Below are 24,622 nucleotides of genomic sequence, written 5' to 3' on the forward strand. Positions count from 1 at the left end.
GCCACTTTCTTCGACGAGTGAACAAAGAGTCCCATCAAGTTCTCCGCCCGATCTGCCGAAGGTGTGACGTGACCGGAGGAAGCGGACATCCAGCGGGTTGGTACGACGACGGCGTGACGCCGGGCGTGCAGCGGTGGTTCGACGGCGTCGGCTGGAGCGAGACCACGCGTCCGCTCGCTCCCCCGCCCGTCGTGGCGATGCCGGCCGCGGTGAACCCGTACGGGCAGGATGCGGCCTACGGCCAGCCCGTCGGCTTCGGGAGCGTGGCCCCGGCGATGTCGACGTTCGGCGCGGGCTTCACCTCCGCGCGTCAGGCGGCAGCGCCCTACGGGACGGGGTTCGCCGCGCCGCTCCAGTCGGGCGCGCCCTACGGGACGGTCCTCCCGGTCGGTCGCCTGGTCGACGAGGCAGCCGTGCGCTCGGCCCGTCGCACGATGACCTGGGCGCTGCTGGGCGGGATGTTCGCCCTGGTGGTCGGAGGGGTGATCGCGATCCTCCGGGCACGCGCCATGGAGCTCGGGGTCTCGAGCAGCGGCGGCCACTACATCGCGACCGGCGGGCTGATCAGCGGCACGGTCGCGTTCGTGCGCGCCGGGAAGTCCTACCGCTCCATGGTCGACCAGGGCGGCACCCCGTGGAGCACCCCAGCCAAGGCGTTCGTGATCGGTTCGGCGGGGCTGGCCGCGCTGCTGGGCGTCGTCGGCGTCGTGCAGGTCGCACGCGCGTCGTCACTGCCCCCGCTCGGTCCCGCGGTCGCCGGCTCGTGCTGGACCGGCGGGACCACGGGCGACGTCCTCCAGGTGCTCCAGGTGCGGTGCTCGACCGCTCACGAGTACATCGGCACGCTCGTGACGCTGGACAGCGCGGGGACGGACTGCCCTGCGCAGACCGACTCGGTCCTGAACCTGGCCGACGGCACCGGGTTCTACCTCTGCCTTGCCCTCGACTCGTCGCTGGCCTGATCGCCGGAGAGCAGGGCTCGGGCGCGCAGGAGCACTGCGTCGAGCATGTCCGGGGTCAGCCGGCCGGTGAAGGTGTTCTGCTGGCTGACGTGGAAGCAGCCGAGGAGCACCACGGAGGCGCCGCCCGGTCCGGCGAGCGCGACCTCGACGCCGTGCCCGAACCGTGGCCGCGGACGGGGGACCACCCAGCTCTGCTCGGCGAGCGTGCTGAGCAGCGCCTGCCACCCGAACGCCCCGAGCACGACGACCACCCGCGGCCGCACCAGCTCCAGCTCGCGCGAGAGGTACGGGCCGCACGTCCGGCGCTCCTGCGGGGTGGGGGCGTTGGCGGGCGGGGCGCACCGGACCGGGGCGGTCACGCGGACGTCCGTCAGGGTGAGGCCGTCGTCGCGCGCGGTCGAGGTGGCCTGGCTGGCGAACCCCGTGCGGTGCATCGCGGCGAACAGGAAGTCGCCCGACCGGTCGCCGGTGAACATGCGCCCGGTGCGGTTGGCGCCGTGCGCCGCGGGAGCCAGGCCGACGACGAGCACCCCGGCGGACGGGTCGCCGAACCCCGGGACCGGCCGCGCCCAGTACTCCTCGTCGCGGAAGGCCGCCCGCTTCTCGACGCCGACCAGCTCCCGCCACGCGACCAGCCGCGGGCACGCCCGGCACGTGGGGACCACCGCGTCGAGCGCCGCCAGGTCAGGGGCAGCCGCCGCGGCGCGCGCGACGTCGTCCGGTGTGGTCGGTACGCCGGTCACCCGAGCAGCCGGTCCAGCACGACCAGCGCGGCGTCGGCGGTCGCCACCCGATGGGGCTCGTCGGCGGGGGTGCGGCCGTCGGCCGTCGTCATCCGCCAGCCGCCGATCGCGATCACCGGCACCCCGGTGCGCACCGCCAGCGCGACCTCGCTGAGGGTGCCCCACGACCCGCCGACGCTCACGACGACGTTGCTGGACCGGACCAGCAGCGCGTTGCGCAGCTCCCCGAGCCCGGTGGGGATCGCGACGGTGACGTCGGGGTTGGCGTCGGCTCGGTCGGTCCCGGGCAGCAGGCCGACGACGGTTCCGCCGGCGGCTGCGGCCCCGCGCGAGACCGCAGCCATCACCCCGCCGAGCCCGCCGCACACGACGACGTGCCCGCGCCGACCGAGCCCGACCCCGAGCTCCCGGGCGGCACCGAGCTCGTCATGGGACGCGTCGGACGGCCCCACCACCCCCACGTACGCCATCGCACCGCCCCTCGAGTTCGTGAGTTCCCGTCGACTTCGGTGGTTGCAGCTGCCGAACTCGACGGAGACTGCCGAACTCGGCGTGCGAGCAGGTCAGAACCGGTCCGGGTCGCCTGCGCCCACCCGGACCACCTCCGGGGCGCCCTCCGTCCAGTCGACCACCGTGGTCGGCTCCGTGCCGCAGTCGCCGGCGTCGACCACCGCGTCCAGCACCAGGTCGAGCTCCTCCTTGATCTGCCAGCCCTCGACCATCGGCCACTCGTGGCCGGGCATCAGCAGGGTGCTGGACAGGAGGGGCTCGCCGAGCTCGCGCAGGATCGCCTGGGCCACCGGGTGGTTCGGGATGCGCACGCCGACGGACCGCTTCTTCGCGTGCGCCAGCCGCCGGGGCACCTCGGGGGTGGCCAGCAGGATGAACGTGTACGGGCCGGGGGTCGCCGCCTTGATGGCGCGGAACGCGCTGTTGTCCAGGTGCACCAGCTGGCCCAGCTGCGCGAAGTCGGCGCAGACCAGCGTGAAGTGGTGCCGGTCGTCGAGGTGCCGGATCTTGCGGATGCGGTCGGCGCCGTCGTGGTTGTCGATCCGGGAGCCCAGCGCGTAGCAGGAGTCGGTGGGGTAGGCGATCACCGCGTCGTTGCGCAGCAGGTCCACCACCTGCGCGATCGACCGCGGCTGGGGGTTCTCGGGGTGGACGTCGAAGTACCGGGCCATGGTGTCGAGGCTACGGCTTGTGGGGGGCGACGCCGCGGACCTGGTCGGCGGCGAATCGCACGTGCGAGGCCGCCAGCTTGGCGCGCGCCGCCTCGCCGAGGTCTACGCCGAGCACGTCCGCCAGGCACACCAGGTAGACGAGGACGTCGGCCATCTCCTCCGCGGCGCGGGCCTGGCGCGCCGGGTCCGAGAACTGCGCGACGGCCTGCTCGGCGGGCACCCACTGGAACAGCTCCGCCAGCTCCCCGACCTCCCCGACGAGCGCGAGGATCACCGACTTCGGATCGTGGAACTGCTGCCAGTCGCGCTCGGTGCTGAACTCCCGGACCAAGCGTGTCAGCTCGCCCAGCTCCCGCTCAGCCGTCACGCGGGGACCAGGTGGTCGGGGCACACCTCGAACGTGCCGGGTGCCATGGTCAGCTCGGCGCGGCCGCCCGTGAGCGAGCGCAGGTCCAGCACGTACCGGCCCAGCTCGGCCTCCGGCACCGACGCGTCGATCTGCACCAGGCCGTCGTCGAGCGACGTGGTCGCGTTGATGTGCCCCCGGCGTGCGGACAGGTCGCTCATCACGTCGCCCTGCGCGGAGATCGGCACCGTGACGGACACGCGGCTGATGGGCTCCAGCACGGTGGTCCCGGCGGAGTGCAGGGCCTCGCGCACCCCGTTGCCCGCGGCGGTCCGGAACGCCATGTCCGAGGAGTCCACCGAGTGCGACTTGCCGTCGTAGACCTCGACGCGCAGGTCCACCACGGGGTATCCGTGCGGTCCGCCCGAGGCCATCGCCTCGATGACGCCCTTGTGCACCGCCTGGACGTAGGTGCGCGGGATCGCGCCGCCGACGATGGCGTCGACGAACTCGAACCCGGAGCCGTGCGGCAGCGGCGACACACGCAGCTGCACCACCGCGAACTGGCCGTGCCCGCCCGACTGCTTCTTCACCTTGCCCTCGGCCTCGACCGGCCGACGGATCGTCTCCCGGTACCCGACCGGCACCGGCGACGTGCTCACGTGCACCCCGAACACGCGCGCCAGTCGTTCGAGGGCGACCGCCAGGTGCGTGTCACCGAGCCCGCGCAGCACGGTGCTCTCGCCGGTGCGGTCGATGCTCAGGGTCGGGTCCTCGGCGGTCAGGCGGGCCAGCGCGGCCGAGAGCCGGTCGTCGTCGGACTGCGTCACCGGCTCGAGCGCCAGCGCGTAGACGGTGTCCCGGACGCGCGGAGGCCGGGCGGTCATCGACGCGCCCGGCCCGGTGCGTTCCGCCAGCAGGCTCCCCGACGGGGTCCCGGTGAGCTTGGCGACGGCACCGATCTGCCCCGCCGGGACGGCGTCGACCGGCAGGTGCTCCTTGCCGCGCAGCCGGAACAGCCCGGGGATGCGCTCCTCCGTCCGGGTGGCGGTGTTGAGCAGGCGGTCGCCGTTGCGCACGGTGCCGGACAGCACCTTGAACATGGTCACCTGGCCGACGAACGGGTCTGCGAGCGTGCGGAACGCGTACAGCAGGGTGGGCCCGGCGGGGTCGGCGGCGACCTCGACGACGGTCTTGCCCGCCTGCACGCGTGCGGTCCGGTCGGTCGGCGACGGCCCGAGCTCGCACAGCAGGTCCGCCAGCCGGTCGACGCCCACCCCGGTCACGCCGGACGCCAGCAGCACCGGGAACGCCTCGCCCGTCCGGACCTCCTGCGCCAGCGTGCTCTCCAGCTCGGCCGGGGTCGGCACCTCGCCGGACAGGTAGCGCTCCAGCTGGTCGTCGTCGTGCGCGACGATCTCCTCGGTCACCTCGTCGTGCAGGCGGTGCTCCTCGTCGGCGATCCCGGCCGGCAGGGCCTCCGTGCGGTGCCGGCCCTCCCGGTCGTAGGCCAGACCCTGCTCGCTGAGCACGTCGGCGACGCCGGTGAACGACGTCTCCTCACCCAGCGGTAGCTCGAGCGGGACGAGCCCGTCGCCGAACGCCGCGCGCAGGTCCGCAAGCACGTGCCGGAAGTCGGCGCGCGCCTTGTCCTCCTTGGTCACGACGACCATCCGCGGCACCCCGGCCTCGGCCGCCAGCCGCCACGCCGCGTGGGTGCCCGCCTGCACCCCGTCGACCGCGCTGACCACGACCAGGGCGAGGTCGGCGGCGGTCAGCGCGGCGTCGACCGCACCCGCGAAGTCCGCGGAACCGGGCGTGTCGAGCAGGGTCACGTCGTAGGCGTTGCCGTCGGTCGCGGTCCACGGAAAGGGGGCGACGCCGAGGCCCAGGGAGATGCCGCGGGCGATCTCCTCCGGCTCGTGGTCGGTCACCGTCGAGCCGTCCTCGACGCGGCCCGCTCGGGTGAGCACTCCGGCCCGGTGCAGCAGCGACTCCGTGAGAGTCGTCTTGCCGGACCCGGCGGCGCCCACGAGCGCCACCGTCCGGATCCTCGGCGTCATTGCCTGGTCCATGGCTCACTCCTGGTTCGAGGTTGCTCCTGAGCCACCCTAGGACGGGACGAGCCCGGGACGCGAGGTGCGTCCCGGGCTCGTCCTCCGTTCGGTCGCTCAGACGGCCCCGAGGATGTCGACGACGAAGATCAGCGTCGATCCGGCGGGGATCGTCTCGCTGGCCTGGTCGCCGTAACCGAGGTCCGGCGGGATGATCAGGAGCACCTGGCTGCCGACCGTCTGGCCGGCCAGTCCCTGCGTCCAGCCGGCGATGACCCCGCTGAGCGCGAAGGACGCGGGATCGCCCGAGTCCCAGGAGGAGTCGAACTGGGTGCCGTCCCAGAGCCAGCCCGTGTAGTTCACGGTCAGCGTCTGGTCCGCGGTCACCACGTCGCCGGTGCCCTTGATCAGCGGCTGCACGACGAGCGTCGTCGGGGGCGGGTCGGCGATCGGCGTGATCGACGGCTTGCCGTCGGCGTCGAGCGTCACGGTGGGCAGACCGGCGGGGGGCGTCACGGCCTCGCCCTCGGCGCGCTCCAGCGGGGGCACGGTGTCCTGGGCGTCGACGACCTCGCCGACGACGACGTTCGTCGTGCCGTCCTGGGCCAGCGCGGCGAACAGGATGCGGACGCCGACCTTCTGGCCGACCAGGGCGTCGTGGAGCTCGGGGGGCATCTGGTCGTCGGCGGCGATCTTCTCCGGGTCGCCCGCGTACGAGTCACCGAGGTCGCTGCCGTCGGCGCCGGCGACGGCGGCCGTGTGGATCGACAGCGTCTGGCCGTCGAGGATCTCGGCGCCGGTGCCCTCGTCGACCACGCGCGCCACCAGGGCGGTGACCTCGAACGGCGTGCTCGGGAGCGTGATGGTCGGCTTGCTGCCGGGCTCGCCCTCGACCTCGACCTTGGCCAGCGCGGCGACGTCGGCGGGGTCGCCGGCCGACGTCGAGGTCGCGGAGGGCGACGGGTCGTCAGCCGGGTCGCCGGAGCAGGCGGCCAGCGAGAGGCCGAGGGTCAGAGCAAGAGCTGCGGCGGCAAGGCCGCGGCGCGCGGTGGTCGTGCGGCGCACGAGGGTCCTCCGTCGGTTCGGGTCCCGCCCGGGGAGGCGGCGGACCTCGGCACGGTACGCGAGATTGCTGGGAGCCCGCTGAGCGGGCCGGTGGCTGGGCGGCGCGAATCGCTTCAGATCAGGCGACGGTCGCCCTCGCGGACCACGCGCAGCCAGCGGTAGCCGTAGCCGTCGAGCTCGACCTCGGTGGCCCCGCGGGCGTCGATCGTGCACGAGCCGTCCTGGAGCAGGTCGACCAGGGCGACCGTGTCGTCGTAGTCGGGGAACCGCAGCGGGACCATCGCCGGCTCCGCGCCCAGGTTGTGCAGCGCGACCAGCGACCCGTCGTCCCAGGTGCTGCGGTGCGCGAGCACGGCCGGGTGCGGCTGGTCGAGGATCTCCGCACGCGTCGTCCAGCCGAGCTCGGGGCACTCGCGGTAGCGCCGGATGAGCAGCTGGACGAAGCTCAGCAGCGAGTCGGGGTCGCGGCGCTGGTCGGCGACGTTGACGTGCTCGGGAGAGAACCCACCCTCGGTCACCGGCCCGGCCAGCTTGCGCTTCGGGGCGCGCGAGAAGCCGCCGTTCTCGCCCGACGTCCACTGCATCGGTGTGCGGACCGCCATCCGGCCCTCGGCGGCCAGGTTCTCGCCCATGCCGATCTCCTCGCCGTAGAACAGCACCGGGGTGCCGGGCAGGGAGAAGAGCAGGGAGTAGACCATCCGGATGCGGCGCGGGTCGCCGCCGAGCATCGTCGGGAGGCGCCGCCGCAGTCCCCGGTCGTAGAGCTGCATGTCCGGGTCCGGGCCGAAGGCGTCGAACACCTCCTGCTTCTCGTCCTTCGACAGCTTGTCCAGGGTGAGCTCGTCGTGGTTGCGCACGAAGGTGGCCCACTGGGCGTCGTGCGGGATCTCCGGCCGGTCGTCGAGCGCCTTGGCGATGGGCCGCGCGTCCTGCCGGGCGAGCGCCAGGTACAGGTTCTGCATGCCGATGAAGTCGAACTGCAGGGTCAGCTGGTCGCTGTCGGCCCCGTCCCCGCCGAAGTACTGCTTCTGCTCGGCGTACGGGAGGTTCACCTCGCCCATGAGGATCGCGTCGCCCACCCGGCGCGTGAGGAACGAGCGCAGCTCCTTGAGGAAGTCGTGCTTGTCCTCCACCGTGTCGCCCGGGGTCTTGGCGGCGTCGGCCAGGAAGAAGGGCACGGCGTCCACGCGGAACCCGCTGAGCCCGAGCTCCGCCCAGTAGCCGATGACCTTGGCGATCGCGTCCCTGACCTGCGGGTTCGCCGTGTTCAGGTCCGGCTGCTGGTGGTAGAACGTGTGCCGGTACCACTCGCCGGTGGCGTCGTCCTTGGTCCAGATGCCCGTCTCCTTGTCGGGGAAGACGACCTTGTCCTTGGTGGACGGCGGCTTGTCCGAGCGCCACACGTAGAAGTCGCGGTACGGGCTGTCCTTGCTCTTCCTGGCGCTCTGGAACCAGGGGTGCTTCTCGGAGGTGTGGTTCACCACGAGGTCGACGATCACCCGGATCCCGCGGTCCTTGGCGGTGCGGATCACCTCGACCAGGTCGCCGGCGTGCCCGAGCCGGGGGTCGACGCCGTAGAAGTCGGCGATGTCGTAGCCGTCGTCGTAGTCGGCGGTCGGGTAGAAGGGCATGAGCCACAGGCACGTGACGCCCAGGTCGGCCAGGTGGTCGAGGCGCTGGACCAGACCGGGCAGGTCGCCGACGCCGTCGTCGTTCCAGTCCATGAACGTCTCGACGTCCAGGCAGTAGATGACGGCGTTCTTCCACCAGAGGTCGCCGGTGTCGTGGATCCTCATGCGGTCACCTGCTTCAGCTGGGGGAGGAGGTGCTCGGCGGCCATGTCGACGAACGCGTCCAGGGTGGCGCTGCGCGGAGTGCTCGTGGCGGCGGCGTCGTCGTGCTTCTCGTCGCTCGGTGCGGGGTCCGTCGCCACCTGGTGCAGGTAGACGGCGTCGAAGCCGATGGCCACGAGCTCGCTGACGCGATCGGCCAGCCGCGCCGGGTCGTGGTCCACCAGGACGCTGCGACGCAGGGCCTCGTCGCCGACGTGGGTGCCGAGGGAGTCGAACGCCTCGGGTGTGTCCAGGTCCCACGCCACCGGCGGCCCGAACACCTGGCCGGCCATCTGGTCCCGGGCCACGGCCAGTGCGGTCTCCGCGGACGGCGCCCACGACACGTGCACCTGCAGGTTCAGGGAGCCGCGCCCACCGGCGTCGCGGTACTCCTGCACGACCTGCTTGAGGATCTCCGGCGACTGGTTCACCGTGACCAGGCCGTCCGCCCAGGCGGCGTGCGCGCGGGCCGTGGCCGGGGTGACCGCCGGGCCGATGAGCAGCGGCTTCTCGTCGGGGAGCGTCCAGAGCTTCGCGCGGTCCACCGTGACCAGCCCCTCGTGCGTCACCTCCTCGCCGTCCAGCAGCGCCCGGATGATCGCGACGCACTCGCGGAGGCGCGCGTCCCGCTCCGCCTTGGCCGGCCAGCGCCCGCCGGTGATGTGCTCGTTGACGTTCTCGCCGGAGCCCAGCGCTACCCAGAACCGGCCCGGGAACATCGCGGCGAGCGTCGCGGCCGCCTGCGCGATGATCGCCGGGTGGTACCGCTGTCCGGGGGCGTTCACGACCCCGAGCGGAAGCCCGGTCGTCGCCAGCGCGGCGCCGAGCCACGTCCAGGCGAACCCCGAGTGCCCCTGCCGGACCGACCAGGGCGCCCAGTGGTCCGAGCACATGGCGGCGTCGAACCCGGCCTCCTCGGCGCGCTGGGTGGCTGCCAGGAGCGCGGCGGGGTGCACCTGCTCGTGCGAGTTGTGGAATCCGACGACCGTCATGGGGATCGGTTCTACCCGGTTCGTCCGGGATGTGCGCGGCGAGCGACAACAACCTGAGTGATCTTCCGGACGGTCAGAACGCCACTCAGGTTGTTGTCGTCGCGCAGAGGCCGATGAACGCGCCCAGCTCCGCCAGCTGCTCCGGGCGTGCGGGGAGGTAGTCGGTCAGGCGGCGGGAGCGGACGATGATCGCGCACCACTGCGCGCGGGATACCGCGACGCTGAGCCGGTTGCGATTGAGCAGGAACTCCATCCCGCGCGGCACGTCGTCGGCCGAGGACGCACAGGTGGTGACCAGCACCACGGCGGCCTCCTGGCCCTGGAACTTGTCGACGGTGCCCACGCGGACGTCGGCGATCCCGGCGTCCTTCAGGGCGCGGGCGACGGTCCACACCTGGGCGTTGTAGGGCGCGACGACGAGGATGTCGTGCCCGGTCAGCGGTCTGCTGGTCCCGTCGGTCCAGGTACGGCCGAGCAGGTCCCGGACCTGGTGCACGACGGCCGCAGCCTCCTCGGGCGAGGACACCGCGTTGCCGACGTGGTCCACCACGACCGTCCGCAGCCCAGGCGCGACGCCCTCGAGCGAGCGGTCGGCGGTGTGCGGGACCGCGGTCAGGCGGTCCTCGTAGGAGAGGCGCGAGACGGCCGCGCAGAGCGCCGGGTGCATCCGCCACGTGCGCGCCAGGAAGTACCCGAGCTCGTCGGGCAGGGTGTCGTGACCGTCGACCAGCCACCCGAGCGCCGACCGGTCCACCGGCTCCGGGTGCCGGCCCTGGGTCACCTGGGGGAGCTGCTGCGGGTCGCCGAGCAGCAGCAGGTTCCGGGCCGCGGTGGACACCGCGATCGTGTCGGCCAGGGAGAACTGACCGGCCTCGTCGATCACCAGCAGGTCGAAGCCGCCGTCGGGGACCCGGTCCCGGCTGGTGAAGTCCCACTTGGTGCCGCCGATGACGAAGCCGCCCGGCTGCCGGGCGTGGAACGCGGCGGCGTCCTTGCCCTTCGGCAGCGACTGCCAGACCGCACCGGCGGGGTGCTGGTCCTGCGCCTTCTTGCCGATCTGCTCCGCCGGCAGCCCGGCGGCGTTGACCGCGTGCAGCATGTTCTCGACGACGGCGTGGGACTGCGCGACGACCCCCACCCTCCAGCCCTGGGCCGCGAGCGCCGCCACGACGTGGCCACCGGTGTACGTCTTGCCCGTGCCGGGCGGCCCCTGCACGGCCAGGTAGGAGCCGTCGAGGTCGAGGACGGCGTCGATGATCGCCTCGGTGGTCCCGCTGACGTCGTCGGGCCGGGGGAGCGGCAGGGTCCGGGTGCGCGGCGGGAGGCGGCGCAGGAGGTCGACCGCGGGCAGCGGCGGGAGGTCGGGGAGCCCGTCGGCCACGCGCCCGACCAGCGCGCGGATGGCCTCGACGATGGACTTCACGCCCGGGCCGGCGGCCGGGGCCAGCGCCATGGGCAGGTCCGGTCCCGGGGTCGCGCCGGTGGGCAGTCGGTCGCTGACCAGCAGGACGTCGCGCGTGCCCGAGGCCGAGTCGGTCGCGCCCCGGACCGTCACCTCCAGGATCTCGACGCCCGCGGTCCAGCCGCGGTGACCGGTGCTCGACGTCTGCGCGTAGGCCGGCGGGGGGTCGTAGAGCGCGAACGCGGTGCCGCCCGCGCGCAGGTCGCTGCCCGGCTCCAGCTGCCCGGTCAGCCGCAGCGTCCGGGCGAACGTGCGCTTGCCTGGTCCGATGCTCCAGCCCTCGACGACCTCCGGGGTCCCGTCGACGAGCAGGGTGCCGCGGGGATCCAGCCACTCGGCGGGGTCGGACTGCAACCGGTCGTAGTGCGCCCACCAGAACGGCTTCGTCTCGCGTGAGTGGTATCCGACCGCCGCGGCGAGCATCCGGACCGCCTGCTGGTCGCGCGGGTCGTCCAGCACCTCCGACGTGGCCAAGACGTTCGCCACCAGCGGGTCCTCGTCGGCGGGTTCCGTCAGCTCGCCCGCCGCGGATCCCGTCGGGGCCGGGCCGTGCGCCAGCAGCCAGTCGCGCAGCCGGAGCGTGGAGACGCAGTCGTACCGGTTGTACTCGGCGATCTCGTCGAGCTTCGCCTGCCACCCGGTTGCGTTCCCCGCGTCGCGCAGGTGGCACGCCTCGGCGTACTCGGTGATCGAGTCGGTGGCCGTCGTCACCTCGCTCTCGCGCGTCTCGTCGCCCATGTAGAGGGGTTCCAGCTTCTTCAGCGAGTATGAGCTGCTGCCCACCCGCAGACCGCGGCGCACGGTCGCGTACAGGTCGACGAGCACGCCGTCGCGCAGCAGCTGGTCCACGACGTCTTCGCGCACGCCGTGGCGCCCCGCCAGCCGCAGCAGGGCCGTCCGCTCGTAGGGGGCGTAGTGGTAGACGTGCATGCCGGGGTGCGCGGCGCGGCGCTCGGCCACGTACGCGAGGAAGTCGACGAACGCCCCCTTCTCCTGCGCGCGGTCGTGCGCCCAGAACGGCCGGAACGTCCTGTCGGCCTCGACCACGCCGAACAGGTACTCCAGCCCCCAGTCGGCGGGTGCGTCGGCGGGGACCGTGTCGTCGGTCCACAGCGGGTCGCCCTCGAAGTCGAAGAAGATGTCGCCGGGGTCGGGTGCGGGCAGGTCCTGCACCGCACCCGGGTCGATGACCTCGAAGACGAGCGGCTCGGTGGACGTCTCCTGCCGCACCTGGAGCGCCGCCTGCCGGCGCAGGTTGGTGAGCGTCGCGCCGCCGATCCCCGGGACCGCGTCCGTGCTCGCGGCGAGCTGGTCGACGGTGCCGATCCCGACCGCCGCCAGCCGCGCGCGCTGCGTCGACCGCAGCCCCGCGACCAGGAGGACGTCGCGGTGCGCGGCGATCTGCGCGGCGCACACGTCGCACCGGCCGCACGCCCGGTAGCGGGGGTCGTTCCAGGTGACCGGGGTCAGCGCGGCGCGGTGCTCGTCGAGCACGTCCTCCAGCCGAGCGCGGCGCTCGCGGTACAGCGGCAACAGGTCCGCCAGGCGGTGGCTCGACCGCGTCCGGTCGCCGAGGATCAGGTGCACCTCGTCGGTGACCGGGATGCCCGCACCGATCAGCTGGTCCGCGTAGGCCGCCAGCTGGAGCAGGGCGGTGACCTTCACGCTCCGGGCCAGCTTGGTGTCGAGCACGGCCCAACCGCCCTCCTCGCGCACCACGAAGTCGGCCCACCCCGTGAACCGGCCGTCGAAGAACCCCGCCTGGTAGATCACGCCGGCGTCGGAGCCCAGGGCGGCCAGCGTCGCCGCGTGCACGCGCTCCAGGGCGGCCCGCTCGCCGGCCTCGTCGTACCGGGGGCGGGCGATCGTGACGACCTCGCGCGACGCCAGGTACTCCTGCAGCACCCGGTTCTCGTGCGCGGTGCCCAGCGCGGAGACGCGCGCGAGCATCGCGTCCGCAGCGATCGGGGCGGGCTCCACCAGCCCGAGCCGGCCGTCGAGATTCCTCAGCACGGCGAACTCGCAGGCTGCGGCGTTGGCCAGGTCGCTCGGGCTGAGCACGAGGCCACCGTCGTCGAGAAGGAACATGGCCCGAGGGTAGAGCGCGCCCCGGACAGAGCGGCCCCGACGAGGAGTGTCCCGAAACGCCCACGCCGCCGGCCGGTGTGCCACTACGTTACGAGCGCAGCCTGGGGTACCCGTCCTGGGCACCGTTCTAGGGGGCTTCTGTGCGTGCAGCGCGTGTCCGTCTCTGTGCCGTCGCCGTGGTGTCGGCGTTGGCCGTCGTCCTCCCGGCCGCCGGCGCCTCGGCGGCGAAGCCCTCGCGCGGCAGCGCCCCGGTGGTGTCGTCGGCGGGCATCTCGGACCCGCAGTCCGCGTGCGCCGCCGGTTCCGCACGGCCCTGGGTCCGGAGCACCACCCCGACGCTGCGCGCGACGCTGACCGACCCCGACGGGCAGGCGGTCCGCGCGACGTTCCTGGTGGTCGACTCGCGCGGCCGCGTGGTCTGGGCGCCTCCCGCGACCGGCCAGCAGGCATCGGGCCTGGAGCACGCCGTGACGGTTCCCGAGGGCAAGCTCACGGACGGCGGCACGTACACCTGGCTGGTCACCGGGCGGGACGACGGCGGTCGCTGGGGGCTGCCGAAGCTCTGCCAGCTCACGGTCGACACCGCACCCCCTGCCCTCCCGACCATCACGCCCGTGGTCGGCGAGCCGGCCGTCTACGCGGAGGACGTGGCGTCCGGCGGCGTCAGCCAGCGCGGCTCGTTCATGCTGAGCGACGAGTCGACCGACGTGGTGTCCTACCAGTACGTGTTCAGCGGCAGTGCGTCCGGTGAGGTCCCTGCCACAGCCCCGACGATCTCCTACACGCCGACGACGTCCGGACCGCAGACGCTGCAGGTGCATGCCGTCGACCGGGCGGGCAACGTGAGCCCGACCCGGCTCTACCGCTTCACCGTCGCCGCGGTCGTGACCGGCGGCGGCAAGTGGCTGCTCGACGAGGGTGCCGGCGACGTCGCCACCGGCACCGGCGCGCCTCTGACGCTCACCCCGACCACGACCTGGACGGCCGGCCCGCTGGCCGAGCTCGCCGGTCGCCCCACGGATCGCGCACTGCTCTTCGACGGCCCCGCCGACGGCGCCGCAGCCGCAGGCCCGGCCGTCGACACGACGCAGCCCTTCACCGTCTCGGCGTTCGTGCGCCTCGATGCGCTCGGCAGCAGCGGCGCCGCGGTGAGCCAGGACGGGTCGGCCGCCAGCGGGTTCACGCTCGGCTACGACACCACCGGGTGCGCGGAGGGCGTGCCGGCCTGCTGGACGTTCGCGACGAGCGGCGACGACACGTCGGTCACGCGGTCGGCCGGGGCTGCGAACCTCGGCTCGTGGGTCCACCTCACGGGGACCTACGACGCGGCCGGGGGCACGATCGCCCTCTACGTCTGCGAGATCGGCACCGCCGACGCACCCGGGAACCTGATCCCCGTGACCGCCGGGCCAGTCACGGTGGCCGCGGTGCCGCCGTCGCCGGGACCGTTCCGGCTCGGTCAGGGGTTCGGGGGGGCAGCACCGTTCGCGGGGGCGCTCAGCTCGGTGACCGTCACCGAGGGAGTCGTCGCCTCGACCACGTCGGTCCGCCGCGCCTGCTCGCTGGGTGCCTGACCGGGCCGCGCCTCCGACAGGGTCGTCCCGGGTGCGCTAGACACGTCCCATGCCCCGCCTCTATCCCGAGGACCCGGTGTTCCGGGACGACGTCGGTGCCGAGCGCACCGTGTGGGAGGCGCTGCGCGACCAGCTGCCCGACGACGTCGCGCTGTTCGCGGGGGTCGGCCTCCAGGACGGGGCCACGGAGCGCGAGATCGACCTGCTCGTCGCGTGGCCGGGGGTCGGGCTGGCGGTCATCGAGGTCAAGGGCGGGCACGTCACGCGCGAGGGCGGGACGTGGTGGCAGGGCTCGGGCGAGCGGCGGCACCCGATCGACCCCGTGCACCAGGTGCAGGACGCACGGCACGTGCTGCACGAGCTGCTGTCGCGGTACGGCCTCGGCGCGGCCCGGGCGCGCGCCGCCCACGTCGTCGCGCTCCCGCACGTCTACGTGGCCCAGGACTGGTCGGCCCCCGAGCTGCCCCGGACCATGCTCATGGACCGCAACGACGTGGCGAGCGCGGCGGGTCTGGTGAAGCACGCGATCGACGGGCACGGCGCCGGGCACCTGCCGCTCGACGAGCCGGCTCTGGAGGAGCTCGTCGAGTACCTGGCCGGCAGCTTTCCGTCCCAGGTGGAGGTTCTCGCCCACGCCGCGCAGTTCGAGGACCACCTGGACCACCTCACGCGCGACCAGGCCCGGATGCTCGACCACTTCACCTGGTTCAACCGGCTCCAGGTGGTGGGCGGCGCGGGAACCGGCAAGACCTGGCTCGCGCTGGAACAGGCCCGGCGACGGGCCGCGTCCGGCGAGCGGGTCGCGCTGCTCTGCTACTCCCGCGGCCTCGGGCGGTACCTCCAGCGGATCACGCAGACGTGGAAGGCGAAGGAGCGACCGGCGTTCGTCGGGCTGTTCCACGACCTGCCCATCGCCTGGGGCGCGCAGCAGGGGGCCGACGACGACGTGAACTTCTTCGAGCGCATCCTCCCGGCCCGGCTCGGCGAGCTGGCGGACAGCCGGCCGAGGACCGAGCTGTTCGACACCGTCGTCGTCGACGAGGCGCAGGACTTCGGCGAGCAGTGGTGGCCGTCGCTGGTCCGGTGCCTGCGGGACCCCGACAACGGTGGGCTGTTCGTGTTCCTCGACGAGGCCCAGCGCGTGTTCGGCCGGGACGGCGTCGCGCCCATCGCCACCCCGCCCGTCCGGCTCGACGAGAACCTGCGCTCCACCAAGCAGATCGCGCAGCTGTGCGGCTCGCTCCGGGACGACGTGACCCGCCCGCGCGGCATGGACGGCGCGCCGGTGCGGCTGCTGGACGTCCCGTACGAGCGGGCGATCGAGGTGGCCGACGACACGGTGGACGCGCTGCTCGAGGAGGGCTGGCTGCCCGGCCAGGTGGCACTGCTCGCCACCGGCTCGCGGCACCCGCTCCAGGTCGAGCTGGTCAGCGGCGCCGGGCACGCCGGCTACTGGGACGGGTTCTTCGCGGGGGACGAGGTGTTCTACGGCCACGTGCTCGGGTTCAAGGGGCTGGAGCGGACGGTCGTGATCCTGGCCGTGAACGGGTTCCGTGAGGCGCAGCGCGCCCGCACCCTGCTCTACACCGGACTCTCGCGCGCGCGGGTGCTGCTGGTGGTAGCCGGACCTCGCGGCGAGATCGAACGGATCGGCGGCGAGGGTCTGCGCAGGCGCCTGGCGCGGGCCGACCTCCGGCAGCCGCGCTAGGCGCCGACGAACCAGTCGGTGATCTCGGCTGCGTCCCCGTCGAAGGTGCGGACCTCGGTGGCGACCTCGACGAGGTCCGCGAGGAACCCGTCGTCCGCGTCGACCGTCCCGCGGGCATGGACGACGACCACCAGGGGCAACCGGTCCGCCTGACTCGGACGAAGGACCGGGCTCACGCGCTGCACCAGCTGACGGCGCGACCGGCTGCTGGAGAGGATCACCACCGCGTCGATCGTCGGCAGGTCGAGGCCCTCGTCGAGCGCCTTCGGTGCGGACAGGACGGTGACGCGGCCGCGTCGCAGGTCGCGCAGGGTGTTCCGACGGACCTCCGGCTCCTGGCCGTTGTGGAACCACGAGGTGGCGACGCCCGCCGCCCGCAGATGCGTCGCGGCGGTGTCCGCGTCGTCCTTCGCGTGCGTGAAGACCAGCCCGCGGGCCGACCGAGCCAGCGTCGGACCGAGCAGCGCGACCGCCTCGACCTTCGCCGCGGAGGTCGCCAGCAGGTCGCGCCGGGTGCTCACCGCGCGCAGCCAGCCGCTGGCGTCGGCCGCGGCGCGCGCGTTCTCGCGCCACCCGCCCTGGAGCCGGATCGCGTCCTCGAGGAACGTGGCCGGAGCGCAGCCGTGCGTGGCGAGGCGGTCCTGGAGCTCCGTGATCTGCGCGGTGAGCGCGTCGTGCTCCGCCTGCTCGGCGGGGCCGAGGTCCACCGGCACGACCGCGAGCCGGAACCGTGCCAGCACGCCCTCCGCGCGGCCGCGGCGCAGGTCGCACCCGTCGAGCACCGTGCCGAAGTACGGCCGCAGGATCTCGTCGACCCCGGCGTCCTGGCGCTCGATCGACGACGTCAGCCCGAGGCGTGCCCCGAACCCGTCGCGGAGCGTCTCCGCGGGGCGCGCCGAGCCGTACCGGTGCACCTCGTCCGCGACGAGCAGACCCGCCCGGCCTTCCAGGAGGTCGTGCCCGAACGCACTGCTGACCAGCGACACCAGCACGTCGCAGTCGTCGAACGTGTGGGCGGTCGTCAGGTCGCGACGGCCGACCGACAGGCCCGGCAGCTGGACCGTCAGCGTGGTCAGCCACTGCTCGAGGAGGTCGGTCGTCGGCACCAGGACGAGCACCTTCTCGCCGCGGGTCAGCGCGTCCCAGGTGGCCAGGACCCCGACGACACCTCGGCCCTGCGCGCTCACCGCCTCGACGATCCCGCGACGGCCCGCGGCGAGCCACGCGTCGAGCACGTCCTTCTGCCACCGACGCAGCTGGGGTCCGACGTACCGGACGTCGCCGCCGGGCGGCAGGGGGCTCCGGTCCGCGGTCGCGGGCGCGGCGTGGCTCTGGAAGAGCGCGCTGACCGACGGCGTGCGAGGCGGGGTGACGGGTGCGAGGACCTCGGCGGGCACCGGCGCCTCGATGGGCGCGGCGGTCTCGATGGATGCGGTCTCGACCGGTGCGACGGGTGCGATGGCCGCGACCGGCGCGACGGCCGCGGCGGGGGGCGCGGGCGGGGCGGTGACCTGCGCGACCGGGCGAGTGGTCGGCGCATCCGGTGCGGTGATCGCGGCGCTGACCTCGACCGTCGGGCGGCTCGGCAGCGGCGACATCGGCGCCGCCGCAGGTCGCGGGACCGGCAGGGCGACCGCCGGCGGGTTGATGGCCGCCAGGCGGGCGATCACGGGGACCCGGACGGGGACCGTCGGTGCGTCGGCCGCGGGAGGGGCCCCGGTGACCGTCTGGGCGGGCTCGGTGTCCTGTCGGAGCAGGACCGACGGTCGGCGCCCGAACGCGGCCGCGGGCAGGATCCCGCCGGGCGTGACGGGCTGCTCGGAGGCGCCGGGCACGGCCCGCGGGCCGAAGGAGGTGGCAGGTGCGAGCACGTGCGGAGCGGGGTGGTGCGGGGTGGGGAGGTGCAGCTGTGTCGCCGGGTGGCCGGTTCCGAGCGCCCGCCAGCGCGGCGGCGTGCTGCCGTCGGACCGGAGTCGCGGGTCGCGCTCCAGCACCCGCTCGACCTCCGCCTCCGTCAGACCGGTGTGCCCGGCGACCGCGAGGCCCAGCGCCAGCTCCCGCGCGGACTGCTGCGGTCGCGCGATGAGGGCGGCGTGCAGCGCGTCGTTCGGCGTGGACACGGCCTGCCCCCCTCCAAGACGTCGATCTGCGAGGCGGGCCCCGGATCGCGGAGCCCACGCCTAGTAGTCGGCATCCGGGGGCCCGGAGTTCAGTCTCGGACGGTCACTCGTCCGACGGAACCCATCAGAAGTCGCGCGGGCAGAGCCTGTCGATGCCGAACGCCGGGTGCCGCTCAGCCGGCGACGATCTCCTCGGCGTTGTCCACGATCCACTCCATCAGGGGCAGCAGCCGGGCCACGAGCTCGGACCCGCGCTCGGTGAGGGAGTAGTCGACGCGCGGCGGGATGCTGGCGGTCACCTCGCGGTGCACGATCCCGTCGGCCTCGAGGGTGCGCAGGGTCTGCGCCAGCATCTTCTCGCTGATGCCCTCGACGATCCTGCGGAGCTCACCCCACCGCATCGTGCGCTCGGACAGGGCGACCAGGAGCAGGACGCCCCACTTGCTGGTCACGTGGTCGAGCACCACCCGTGACGGGCACGCAGCCGCGAGAACTCCGTCGGTCATCAGGCGGTCCAGGGCGCTGACCTCGTTGCTCACCGTCACGTGCGTACCTTACTCCAAAGTGGGTACCCGCCATCTGGAAGGTTCCGGGTATGCGGCCGGTTGCGGCGGACGACACCCAGTCGCTCCACCGAGAGGAACTCCGTCATGTCCGTCGTCGTCACCGGTGCCACCGGCCACCTCGGCCCGCTCGTCGTCCAGCACCTCCTCGCCGGTGGGCTCGCCGCCGACCAGATCGTCGCGGGCGCCCGCCGCCCCGAGCTGCTCGCGGACCTGGGCGTCCGCACCGCCGCTGTCGACTACGGCGACGCCGCCTCGCTGGAGGCCGCGTTCGCCGGCGCCGAGACCGTCCTGCTCGTCTCGGGCAGCGAGGTCGGCCAGCGGGTCGCCCAGCACGGCCGCGTCATCGACGCCGCGAAGGCCGCCGGGGTCCGCCGCGTCGTCTACACGAGCGCGCCGCACGCCGACACGACCGAGCTCGTCCTCGCGCCCGAGCACAAGGCCACCGAGGAGCTGCTGCGCGCGTCCGGGCTTGCGTGGACCATCCTGCGCAACAACTGGTACACGGAGAACTACGTCGGCACGCTCGACCAGGCCCGCGCCACCGGGGTCATCCTGACCGGCGCAGGCGACGGCCGCGTCGCCAGTGCGACGCGCGACGACTACGCCGCCGGCGCGGCCGCGGTCCTGCTGGGCGTCGACCACGACGGCCGCGTCTACGAGCTCTCCGGCGACGTCGCCTGGACCTTCGACGACCTCGCGGAGGCGGCGTCGACGGTGCTCGACGTCCCGGTCGTCGCCAAGCAGGTCTCGTTCGACGAGCACCGCGCGATCCTGCTCGACGCCGGTCTGGACGAGGGCACCGCGGACTTCGTGGCGACGCTCGACGCCGACATCCGCCGCGGCGACCTGGCCGACGCGACATCGGACCTGCGCACGCTCATCGGTCGCCCGACTACGCCTCTCGTCGACGGGCTGCGCGCGGCGCTCAGCTCCTAAACAGGGCGCACGACCGTCGGACCTCCGCGTACCTTCTCCGAGTCCCGCCGTCCGTCGGCGGGGCTCGGGCGAAGGAGAATGACCGCATGACCGCAACAGTGCAGGCCAAGGGTGTCGGGGCCGGCTTCGGCGATCGTGAGCTCTTCTCCGGGGTCGACCTCGTCGTCGCGCCGGGTGACGTCGTCGGCCTCGTCGGCCCCAACGGCGCCGGCAAGTCCACGCTCCTGCAGATCCTGGGCGGTCGTCGGCAGCCCGAATCCGGCAGCGTCGCGGTGTCGCCGTCGCACGCGCAGCTGGGCTACCTGGCGCAGGAGATCGAGCGACTCGACGGGGAGTCCGTGCGCGCCCACCTGGAGCGGCGGACGGGCGTCGCGGACGCGCAGCGTGCCCTGGACGATGCCGCGGACGCGTTCGGCGCCGGCCAGGACGGTGCCGACGACGTCTACGCCGAGGCCCTCGAGCGCTGGCTCGCCCTCGGCGGTGCCGACCTCGAGGCACGGCTGGGCACGGTGGCCGACGACCTCGGCCTGACCGTCGACCTCGACCACCCGATGACCGCGCTGTCCGGGGGCCAGGCCGCGCGGGTCGGCCTCGCGGCGCTGCTGCTCTCGCGGTACGACCTCTACCTGCTCGACGAGCCGACCAACGACCTCGACGCCGCCGGCCTAGACCTGCTGGAGGAGTTCGTCGACCGGTCGGAGGCGGCGATCGTCGTCGTCAGCCACGACCGCGAGTTCCTCAGCCGCACGGTGACGGCCGTCGTCGAGATCGACCGCAGCCTGCAGCGCGTCACCACCTACGGCGGCAGCTACGACTCCTACCTCGACGAGCGTTCGATCGCCCGCCGCCGCGCACGCGAGGCGTACGAGGGGTACTCGTCCCGGCTCGACGCCCTCAACGCCCGCGCCCGGATGCAGCGCGCGTGGATGGAGAAGGGCGTCCGCAACGCGCGCCGGAAGGCGACCGACAACGACAAGCACATCAAGCACCACCGCGGCGAGACGTCGGAGAAGCAGGCCGCGAAGGCCCGGCAGACCGACAAGATGATCGCCCGGCTCGACGTCATCGAGGAGCCGCGCAAGGAGTGGCAGCTCCAGATGAGCATCGCGACGGCCGGGCGCTCCGGGGCCGTCGTGGCGGTCGCGCGGCACGCCGTGCTGACCCGGGGGGCGTTCACGCTCGGGCCGGTCGACCTCCAGCTCGACTGGAAGGACCGCGTCGCGGTGACAGGCCCGAACGGTGCGGGCAAGTCGACGCTCCTGGCCCTCCTGCTCGGCCGGCTGGAGCCGACGTCGGGTGCGGTCGACCTCGGGTCGGGCGTGCTGGTCGGCGAGGTCGACCAGGCGCGACGTGCGTTCGAGGGCGACGAGCCCGTGGTCGACGCGTTCTCCCGCGAGGTGCCGGACTGGCCGACCGCCGACGTCCGCACGCTGCTGGCCAAGTTCGGCCTGGGCGGCCACCACATCCACCGACCCGCGTCGTCGCAGTCACCGGGGGAGCGCACCCGCGCCGCGCTCGCGCTCCTGCAGGCCCGCGGCGTGAACCTGCTGGTGCTCGACGAGCCGACCAACCACCTGGACCTGCCCGCGATCGAGCAGCTGGAGCAGGCGCTCGACAGCTTCGAGGGGACGATCCTGCTGGTCACGCACGACCGGCGGATGCTGGAGACGGTCCGGCTGACCCGCCGCTGGCACGTGGAGGACGGCCAGGTCACCGAGGTGACCGCGGACTAACCCTCGCGTGAAGAGTTCGTTCCGGTGAGCGCACCAAGGTCGTCACGCGGATACGCTCACCGAGTTCAGCGCGACCGACGACGAGGACGGTTCACTCGATGGCACCCATCCAGTTCGGCGTGGTCGGCAGCGGCTGGCGGGCGGAGTTCTTCGTCCGGATGGCGCGCGTGATGCCCGGGCGGTTCCAGTGCGTGGGCGTGGTGACGCGCTCGGCGGAGCGCGGCGCGCAGGTCGAGCGCGAGTGGGGTGTGCCGACGGTGCGCACCATCGAGGAGCTGGTGACCGCCGTCGGACCGACGACCGACCGGCCGGAGTTCGTCGTCGTCTCGGTCCCGTGGCCCGTGACCCCGGCGGCGACCGCGGAGCTCGTGTCGCTGGGCATCCCGGTGCTCGCCGAGACACCGCCCGCGCCCGACGCCGACGGGCTGCGCGAGCTCTGGGCCGAGGTCGGCTCGTCGGGACTCGTCCAGGTGGCCGAGCACAGCCCGTCGATGCCGTCGCACGCGGCCCGCATCGCGGTGGTCGACGCAGGGACAATCGGCCGGCCGACGAGCGTACAGATCAGCTCCACGCATCTGTACCACGCGGTCGGACTGATCCGGCGCCTGCTCGACGCCGGACGCGGGGAGGTCGCCGTGCACGCCTCGACGTTCACCGCTCCCCTCCTCGGACCGCTGGGCCGCGACGGCTGGACCGGCACCACGGAGCCGGCCGACGCGTGGAACATCCTGGCCACGCTGGACTTCGGCGACGGCCGCAGCGCCCTGTACGACTTCACCGACAACCAGTGGCACAACCCGCTGCGCACCAACCGGATCGTCGTCCGCGGCTCGCACGGGGAGATCGTCGACGACGCGGTCACGCGGTGGGTCGACGAGCGCACGGTCATCACGGCGCCGATCGTCCGGCGGGTCACCGGCCTGGAGCAGAACCTCGACGGGTTCGACCTGGAGCACCTGAGCCTGGATGGTCGGGTCCTGTACCGGAACGCGTTCCAGGGGGCCCGCCTGGCCGACGACGACATCGCCGTGGCCGCGCTGCTGGACGCGACCGGCGCGTGGGTGCGCGGCGACGGCCCGGCGCCCTACCCGCTGGCCGACGGCTGCCAGGACCACCTGCTCGGTCTGGCCATCGAGGAGGCGGCGCGCACCGGCGAGACCGTCCGGACCGCCCGGGAGGCCTGGGCGGACGCCTAGCGGATGCGAGCGGGTGACGGCAGTGCCACGGTCGTGAGTCGAGAGCGACTGAGAGGAGTCCGCACATGGCCGTCACCGCATTCGGCGACCTCCCGCTGGCCGACCGCGACCGGTCCTGGGACGGCGACGCCGCCGAGAAGCGCGTCCGCGCCTGGGCCAAGGCGCAGGACGAGCCGAACGAGAAGTACCGGGACGCGCACGTCTGGTACGACGCGGAGAACAAGGAGAACTTCACCGCGTACAAGCTGTTGATCGCCGACGTGATCGACGGACGCCTGAGGGCCGTGCCGCGGGGCGTGTTCGCGGCCGCGGCCGTCATGCAGGGCTCGCGCGGCGGTGTCGACGTCCCGGACAAGGACCGCGACCGCATCAAGAGCCACCTGGCGAAGTACTACAGGAAGCTCGACGAGACGCCGCCCTGGGACGACTGAGCCGACAGAGACGGGCGCGACACCGGTGGTGCCGCGCCCGTCTCGCGGCGAACCGTCCTCAGATCGTCAGAAGGCGGTGCACGTGAGGCTCGGCCACGTCCAGTTGCCGCCGTGCTGGACGGTGAACCCGAACGAGGTCGTCTGACCCGCGGAGAGCGCGCCGCTGCCGCTCGGACGCATGGTCATCACGTTCCCCGAGGAGTCCCACGTCGGCGACCCGTTCCACGTGGCGATGATCCGCTGCGGGTTCCTGACCGTGACGGTCGACTGCCAGCTGCTGATGTTCGTGTTCGCGCGGATGGTCACCGTGCCGTTGAAGCGATCACTCCACTTCTGCCCCTCCGAGTACGTCGCCGTGCAGCTGCCGCCGCCCGTCGGCGGGGGAGTGGTGGTCGTCGGGGTCGGCGTCGGCGTGGTGGGCGTCGGGTTCGGGGTGGTGGTCCCGCCCGCGTTGAGCTGGTTCAGCACGCTCGTGTAGGCGGCCTTCTTGTTGCCGGACCCGTCGAAGAGCAGCGGGGTGCCCGAGGCGCGCCACGAGTCGGAGTCCCGCACGCCCCACACCGTGATGCCGGTGCAGCGCGCGACCGAGAGGCAGGCCTGGACGACGCCCTGGTACTGCTGCGCCTGCGAGCTCCCCGAGCCCTCGATGTCGAGCTCGGTGATCTGCACGTCGACGCCCAGTGCGGCGAAGTTGCGCAGGGTGGTGTCGTAGTTGGACGGCACCGGGTTGCCCGAGTTGAAGTGCGCCTGGAAGCCGACGCAGTCGATCGGCACCCCGCGCGACTTGAAGTCGCGGACCATGGAGTAGACGCCCTGGGTCTTGGCGTGCGACCAGTTGTCGGTGTTGTAGTCGTTGTAGCAGAGCTTGGCGCCCGGGTCCGCGGCGCGGGCGGCGCGGAACGCGGCCTCGATCCAGTCGTTCCCGGTGCGCTGCAGGTTGGAGTCGCGACGCCCGCCCGAGGAGCCGTCAGCGAACGCCTCGTTGACGACGTCCCAGGTGTGGATCTTCCCGCGGTAGTAGGTCGCCACCTGCGTGACGTGGTTGAGCATCGCGTTGCGCAGCGAGGTGCCGGACATGTTCTGCATCCAGCCCGGCTGCTGGGAGTGCCACGCGAGCGCGTGGCCGCGCACCTGCTTGCCGTTGCTGCGGGCCCAGTTCACGATCCGGTCGGCGTTGCCGTAGCTGAACTGGTTCTGCGACGGCTCCGTCGCGTCCATCTTCATCTCGTTCTCGGCCGTGATCATGGTGAACTCGCGGTTCGCGATGGTCGCGTACGTCGAGTCGCTCAGCCGGTTCGCCGCGATGGCGGTACCGAAGTAGCGCCCGCTCTCGCTGGCCGCCGCCTGCAGGGTGCTGCCCGCTGCCGCCGCCGGCAGGGCCAGCGCCACGGACAGTCCGGCGACGGCGAGGCCGCCGATGGCCGCGGTCAGGCGTCCTTGTCGTGGGGTCGTCATTGATCCTCCTCGGTGGTGCGCTCGTCGGCTGATCGCCGGCGCCTCACCTTCCGGGGGTCGCTGACGCACGGTCAAGAGATGGGAGCGCTCCGGTACTTGCGATAACTCCGACGAAACGTTTCTTAACTCTTACGGGTGAATTGCACCGATGGAAACCTCACCGAATGGAGATCCATGA

Annotated in this window: 19 protein-coding genes; 7 read left to right on the forward strand and 12 right to left on the reverse strand. The window is 73.2% G+C overall.

The annotated features are described in order from the left end of the window. Positions 1–68 precede the first annotated feature (68 nt). Positions 69–962, forward strand: coding sequence for a DUF2510 domain-containing protein (locus HP550_RS08095; RefSeq protein ID WP_175347087.1), 894 nt, complete (start codon positions 69–71; stop codon positions 960–962). Here HP550_RS08095 and HP550_RS08100 read toward each other — a convergent pair. From HP550_RS08100 to HP550_RS08140, 9 genes are all read right to left on the reverse strand, one after another. Continuing rightward, complete coding sequence (locus tag HP550_RS08100; protein ID WP_175347089.1) at positions 926–1,705, reverse strand: uracil-DNA glycosylase family protein; 780 nt, start codon at positions 1,703–1,705, stop codon at positions 926–928. The two genes, HP550_RS08095 and HP550_RS08100, sit on opposite strands and share 37 nt — an antisense overlap. Continuing rightward, positions 1,702–2,175 (reverse strand): TIGR00725 family protein, encoded by a 474-nt coding sequence (locus tag HP550_RS08105; RefSeq protein ID WP_175347091.1) that lies wholly within the window; start codon positions 2,173–2,175, stop codon positions 1,702–1,704. The genes HP550_RS08100 and HP550_RS08105 overlap by 4 nt, the downstream gene beginning before the upstream one ends. A gap of 93 nt (positions 2,176–2,268) precedes the next feature. Further along, entirely contained in the window at positions 2,269–2,886 is a 618-nt protein-coding gene (locus HP550_RS08110; protein ID WP_175347093.1) for an L-threonylcarbamoyladenylate synthase, read from the reverse strand. A 10-nt stretch (positions 2,887–2,896) separates the two neighbouring features. Beyond that, positions 2,897–3,253 (reverse strand): nucleotide pyrophosphohydrolase, encoded by a 357-nt coding sequence (locus HP550_RS08115; protein ID WP_343048049.1) that lies wholly within the window; start codon positions 3,251–3,253, stop codon positions 2,897–2,899. Beyond that, complete coding sequence (locus tag HP550_RS08120; protein ID WP_175347094.1) at positions 3,250–5,307, reverse strand: elongation factor G; 2,058 nt, start codon at positions 5,305–5,307, stop codon at positions 3,250–3,252. The genes HP550_RS08115 and HP550_RS08120 overlap by 4 nt, the downstream gene beginning before the upstream one ends. 96 nt (positions 5,308–5,403) lie before the next feature. Continuing rightward, complete coding sequence (locus HP550_RS08125) at positions 5,404–6,351, reverse strand: FKBP-type peptidyl-prolyl cis-trans isomerase (RefSeq protein WP_175347096.1); 948 nt, start codon at positions 6,349–6,351, stop codon at positions 5,404–5,406. A gap of 113 nt (positions 6,352–6,464) precedes the next feature. Continuing rightward, positions 6,465–8,147: an alpha-amylase family protein gene (locus HP550_RS08130; RefSeq protein WP_175347098.1), complete on the reverse strand. Its 1,683-nt coding sequence runs from the start codon at positions 8,145–8,147 to the stop codon at positions 6,465–6,467. Continuing rightward, positions 8,144–9,175, reverse strand: coding sequence for a TIGR03885 family FMN-dependent LLM class oxidoreductase (locus tag HP550_RS08135; RefSeq protein WP_175347100.1), 1,032 nt, complete (start codon positions 9,173–9,175; stop codon positions 8,144–8,146). Before HP550_RS08135 ends, HP550_RS08130 begins: the two co-directional genes overlap by 4 nt. An 85-nt stretch (positions 9,176–9,260) precedes the next feature. Further along, positions 9,261–12,725 carry a TM0106 family RecB-like putative nuclease gene (locus tag HP550_RS08140; protein WP_175347102.1) on the reverse strand — a complete coding sequence of 1,155 codons (3,465 nt, stop codon included), beginning with the start codon at positions 12,723–12,725 and terminating at the stop codon, positions 9,261–9,263. A gap of 188 nt (positions 12,726–12,913) precedes the next feature. Between HP550_RS08140 and HP550_RS08145 the strand changes: the two genes are divergently transcribed. Next, entirely contained in the window at positions 12,914–14,299 is a 1,386-nt protein-coding gene (locus HP550_RS08145) for a LamG domain-containing protein (protein WP_175347104.1), read from the forward strand. 49 nt (positions 14,300–14,348) lie between these two features. Continuing rightward, on the forward strand, positions 14,349–16,007 hold the full coding sequence (locus tag HP550_RS08150) for a nuclease-related domain-containing DEAD/DEAH box helicase (protein ID WP_175347105.1): 1,659 nt from the start codon (positions 14,349–14,351) through the stop codon (positions 16,005–16,007). On the opposite strand, the gene HP550_RS22245 is transcribed toward HP550_RS08150, so the two are convergent. Together HP550_RS22245 and HP550_RS08160 are read right to left on the reverse strand one after the other, a co-directional pair. Next, positions 16,004–18,127 (reverse strand): helicase-related protein, encoded by a 2,124-nt coding sequence (locus HP550_RS22245; protein ID WP_175347107.1) that lies wholly within the window; start codon positions 18,125–18,127, stop codon positions 16,004–16,006. The two genes, HP550_RS08150 and HP550_RS22245, sit on opposite strands and share 4 nt — an antisense overlap. 173 nt (positions 18,128–18,300) lie before the next feature. Further along, entirely contained in the window at positions 18,301–18,672 is a 372-nt protein-coding gene (locus HP550_RS08160) for a winged helix-turn-helix transcriptional regulator (protein ID WP_425484428.1), read from the reverse strand. 105 nt (positions 18,673–18,777) lie between these two features. Between HP550_RS08160 and HP550_RS08165 the strand changes: the two genes are divergently transcribed. From HP550_RS08165 to HP550_RS08180, 4 genes are all read left to right on the forward strand, one after another. Beyond that, a complete protein-coding gene (locus HP550_RS08165) occupies positions 18,778–19,629 on the forward strand; it encodes an SDR family oxidoreductase (protein WP_175347109.1) in 852 nt (283 codons plus the stop codon). Positions 19,630–19,715: 86 nt separating this feature from the next. Then, positions 19,716–21,362, forward strand: coding sequence for an ABC-F family ATP-binding cassette domain-containing protein (locus HP550_RS08170; RefSeq protein WP_175347110.1), 1,647 nt, complete (start codon positions 19,716–19,718; stop codon positions 21,360–21,362). 98 nt (positions 21,363–21,460) lie between these two features. Further along, positions 21,461–22,558, forward strand: coding sequence for a Gfo/Idh/MocA family protein (locus HP550_RS08175; protein ID WP_175347112.1), 1,098 nt, complete (start codon positions 21,461–21,463; stop codon positions 22,556–22,558). 65 nt (positions 22,559–22,623) lie between these two features. After that, entirely contained in the window at positions 22,624–22,989 is a 366-nt protein-coding gene (locus tag HP550_RS08180; protein ID WP_175347114.1) for a hypothetical protein, read from the forward strand. A gap of 66 nt (positions 22,990–23,055) precedes the next feature. Here the strand turns inward: HP550_RS08180 and HP550_RS08185 are convergent, their stop codons facing one another. Continuing rightward, positions 23,056–24,444: a glycoside hydrolase family 10 protein gene (locus HP550_RS08185; protein ID WP_175347116.1), complete on the reverse strand. Its 1,389-nt coding sequence runs from the start codon at positions 24,442–24,444 to the stop codon at positions 23,056–23,058. Positions 24,445–24,622 lie beyond the last annotated feature (178 nt).

Source organism: Cellulomonas humilata, assembly GCF_013359775.1.
In the GTDB taxonomy this organism is placed as follows: Bacteria; Actinomycetota; Actinomycetes; order Actinomycetales; family Cellulomonadaceae; genus Cellulomonas; species Cellulomonas humilata.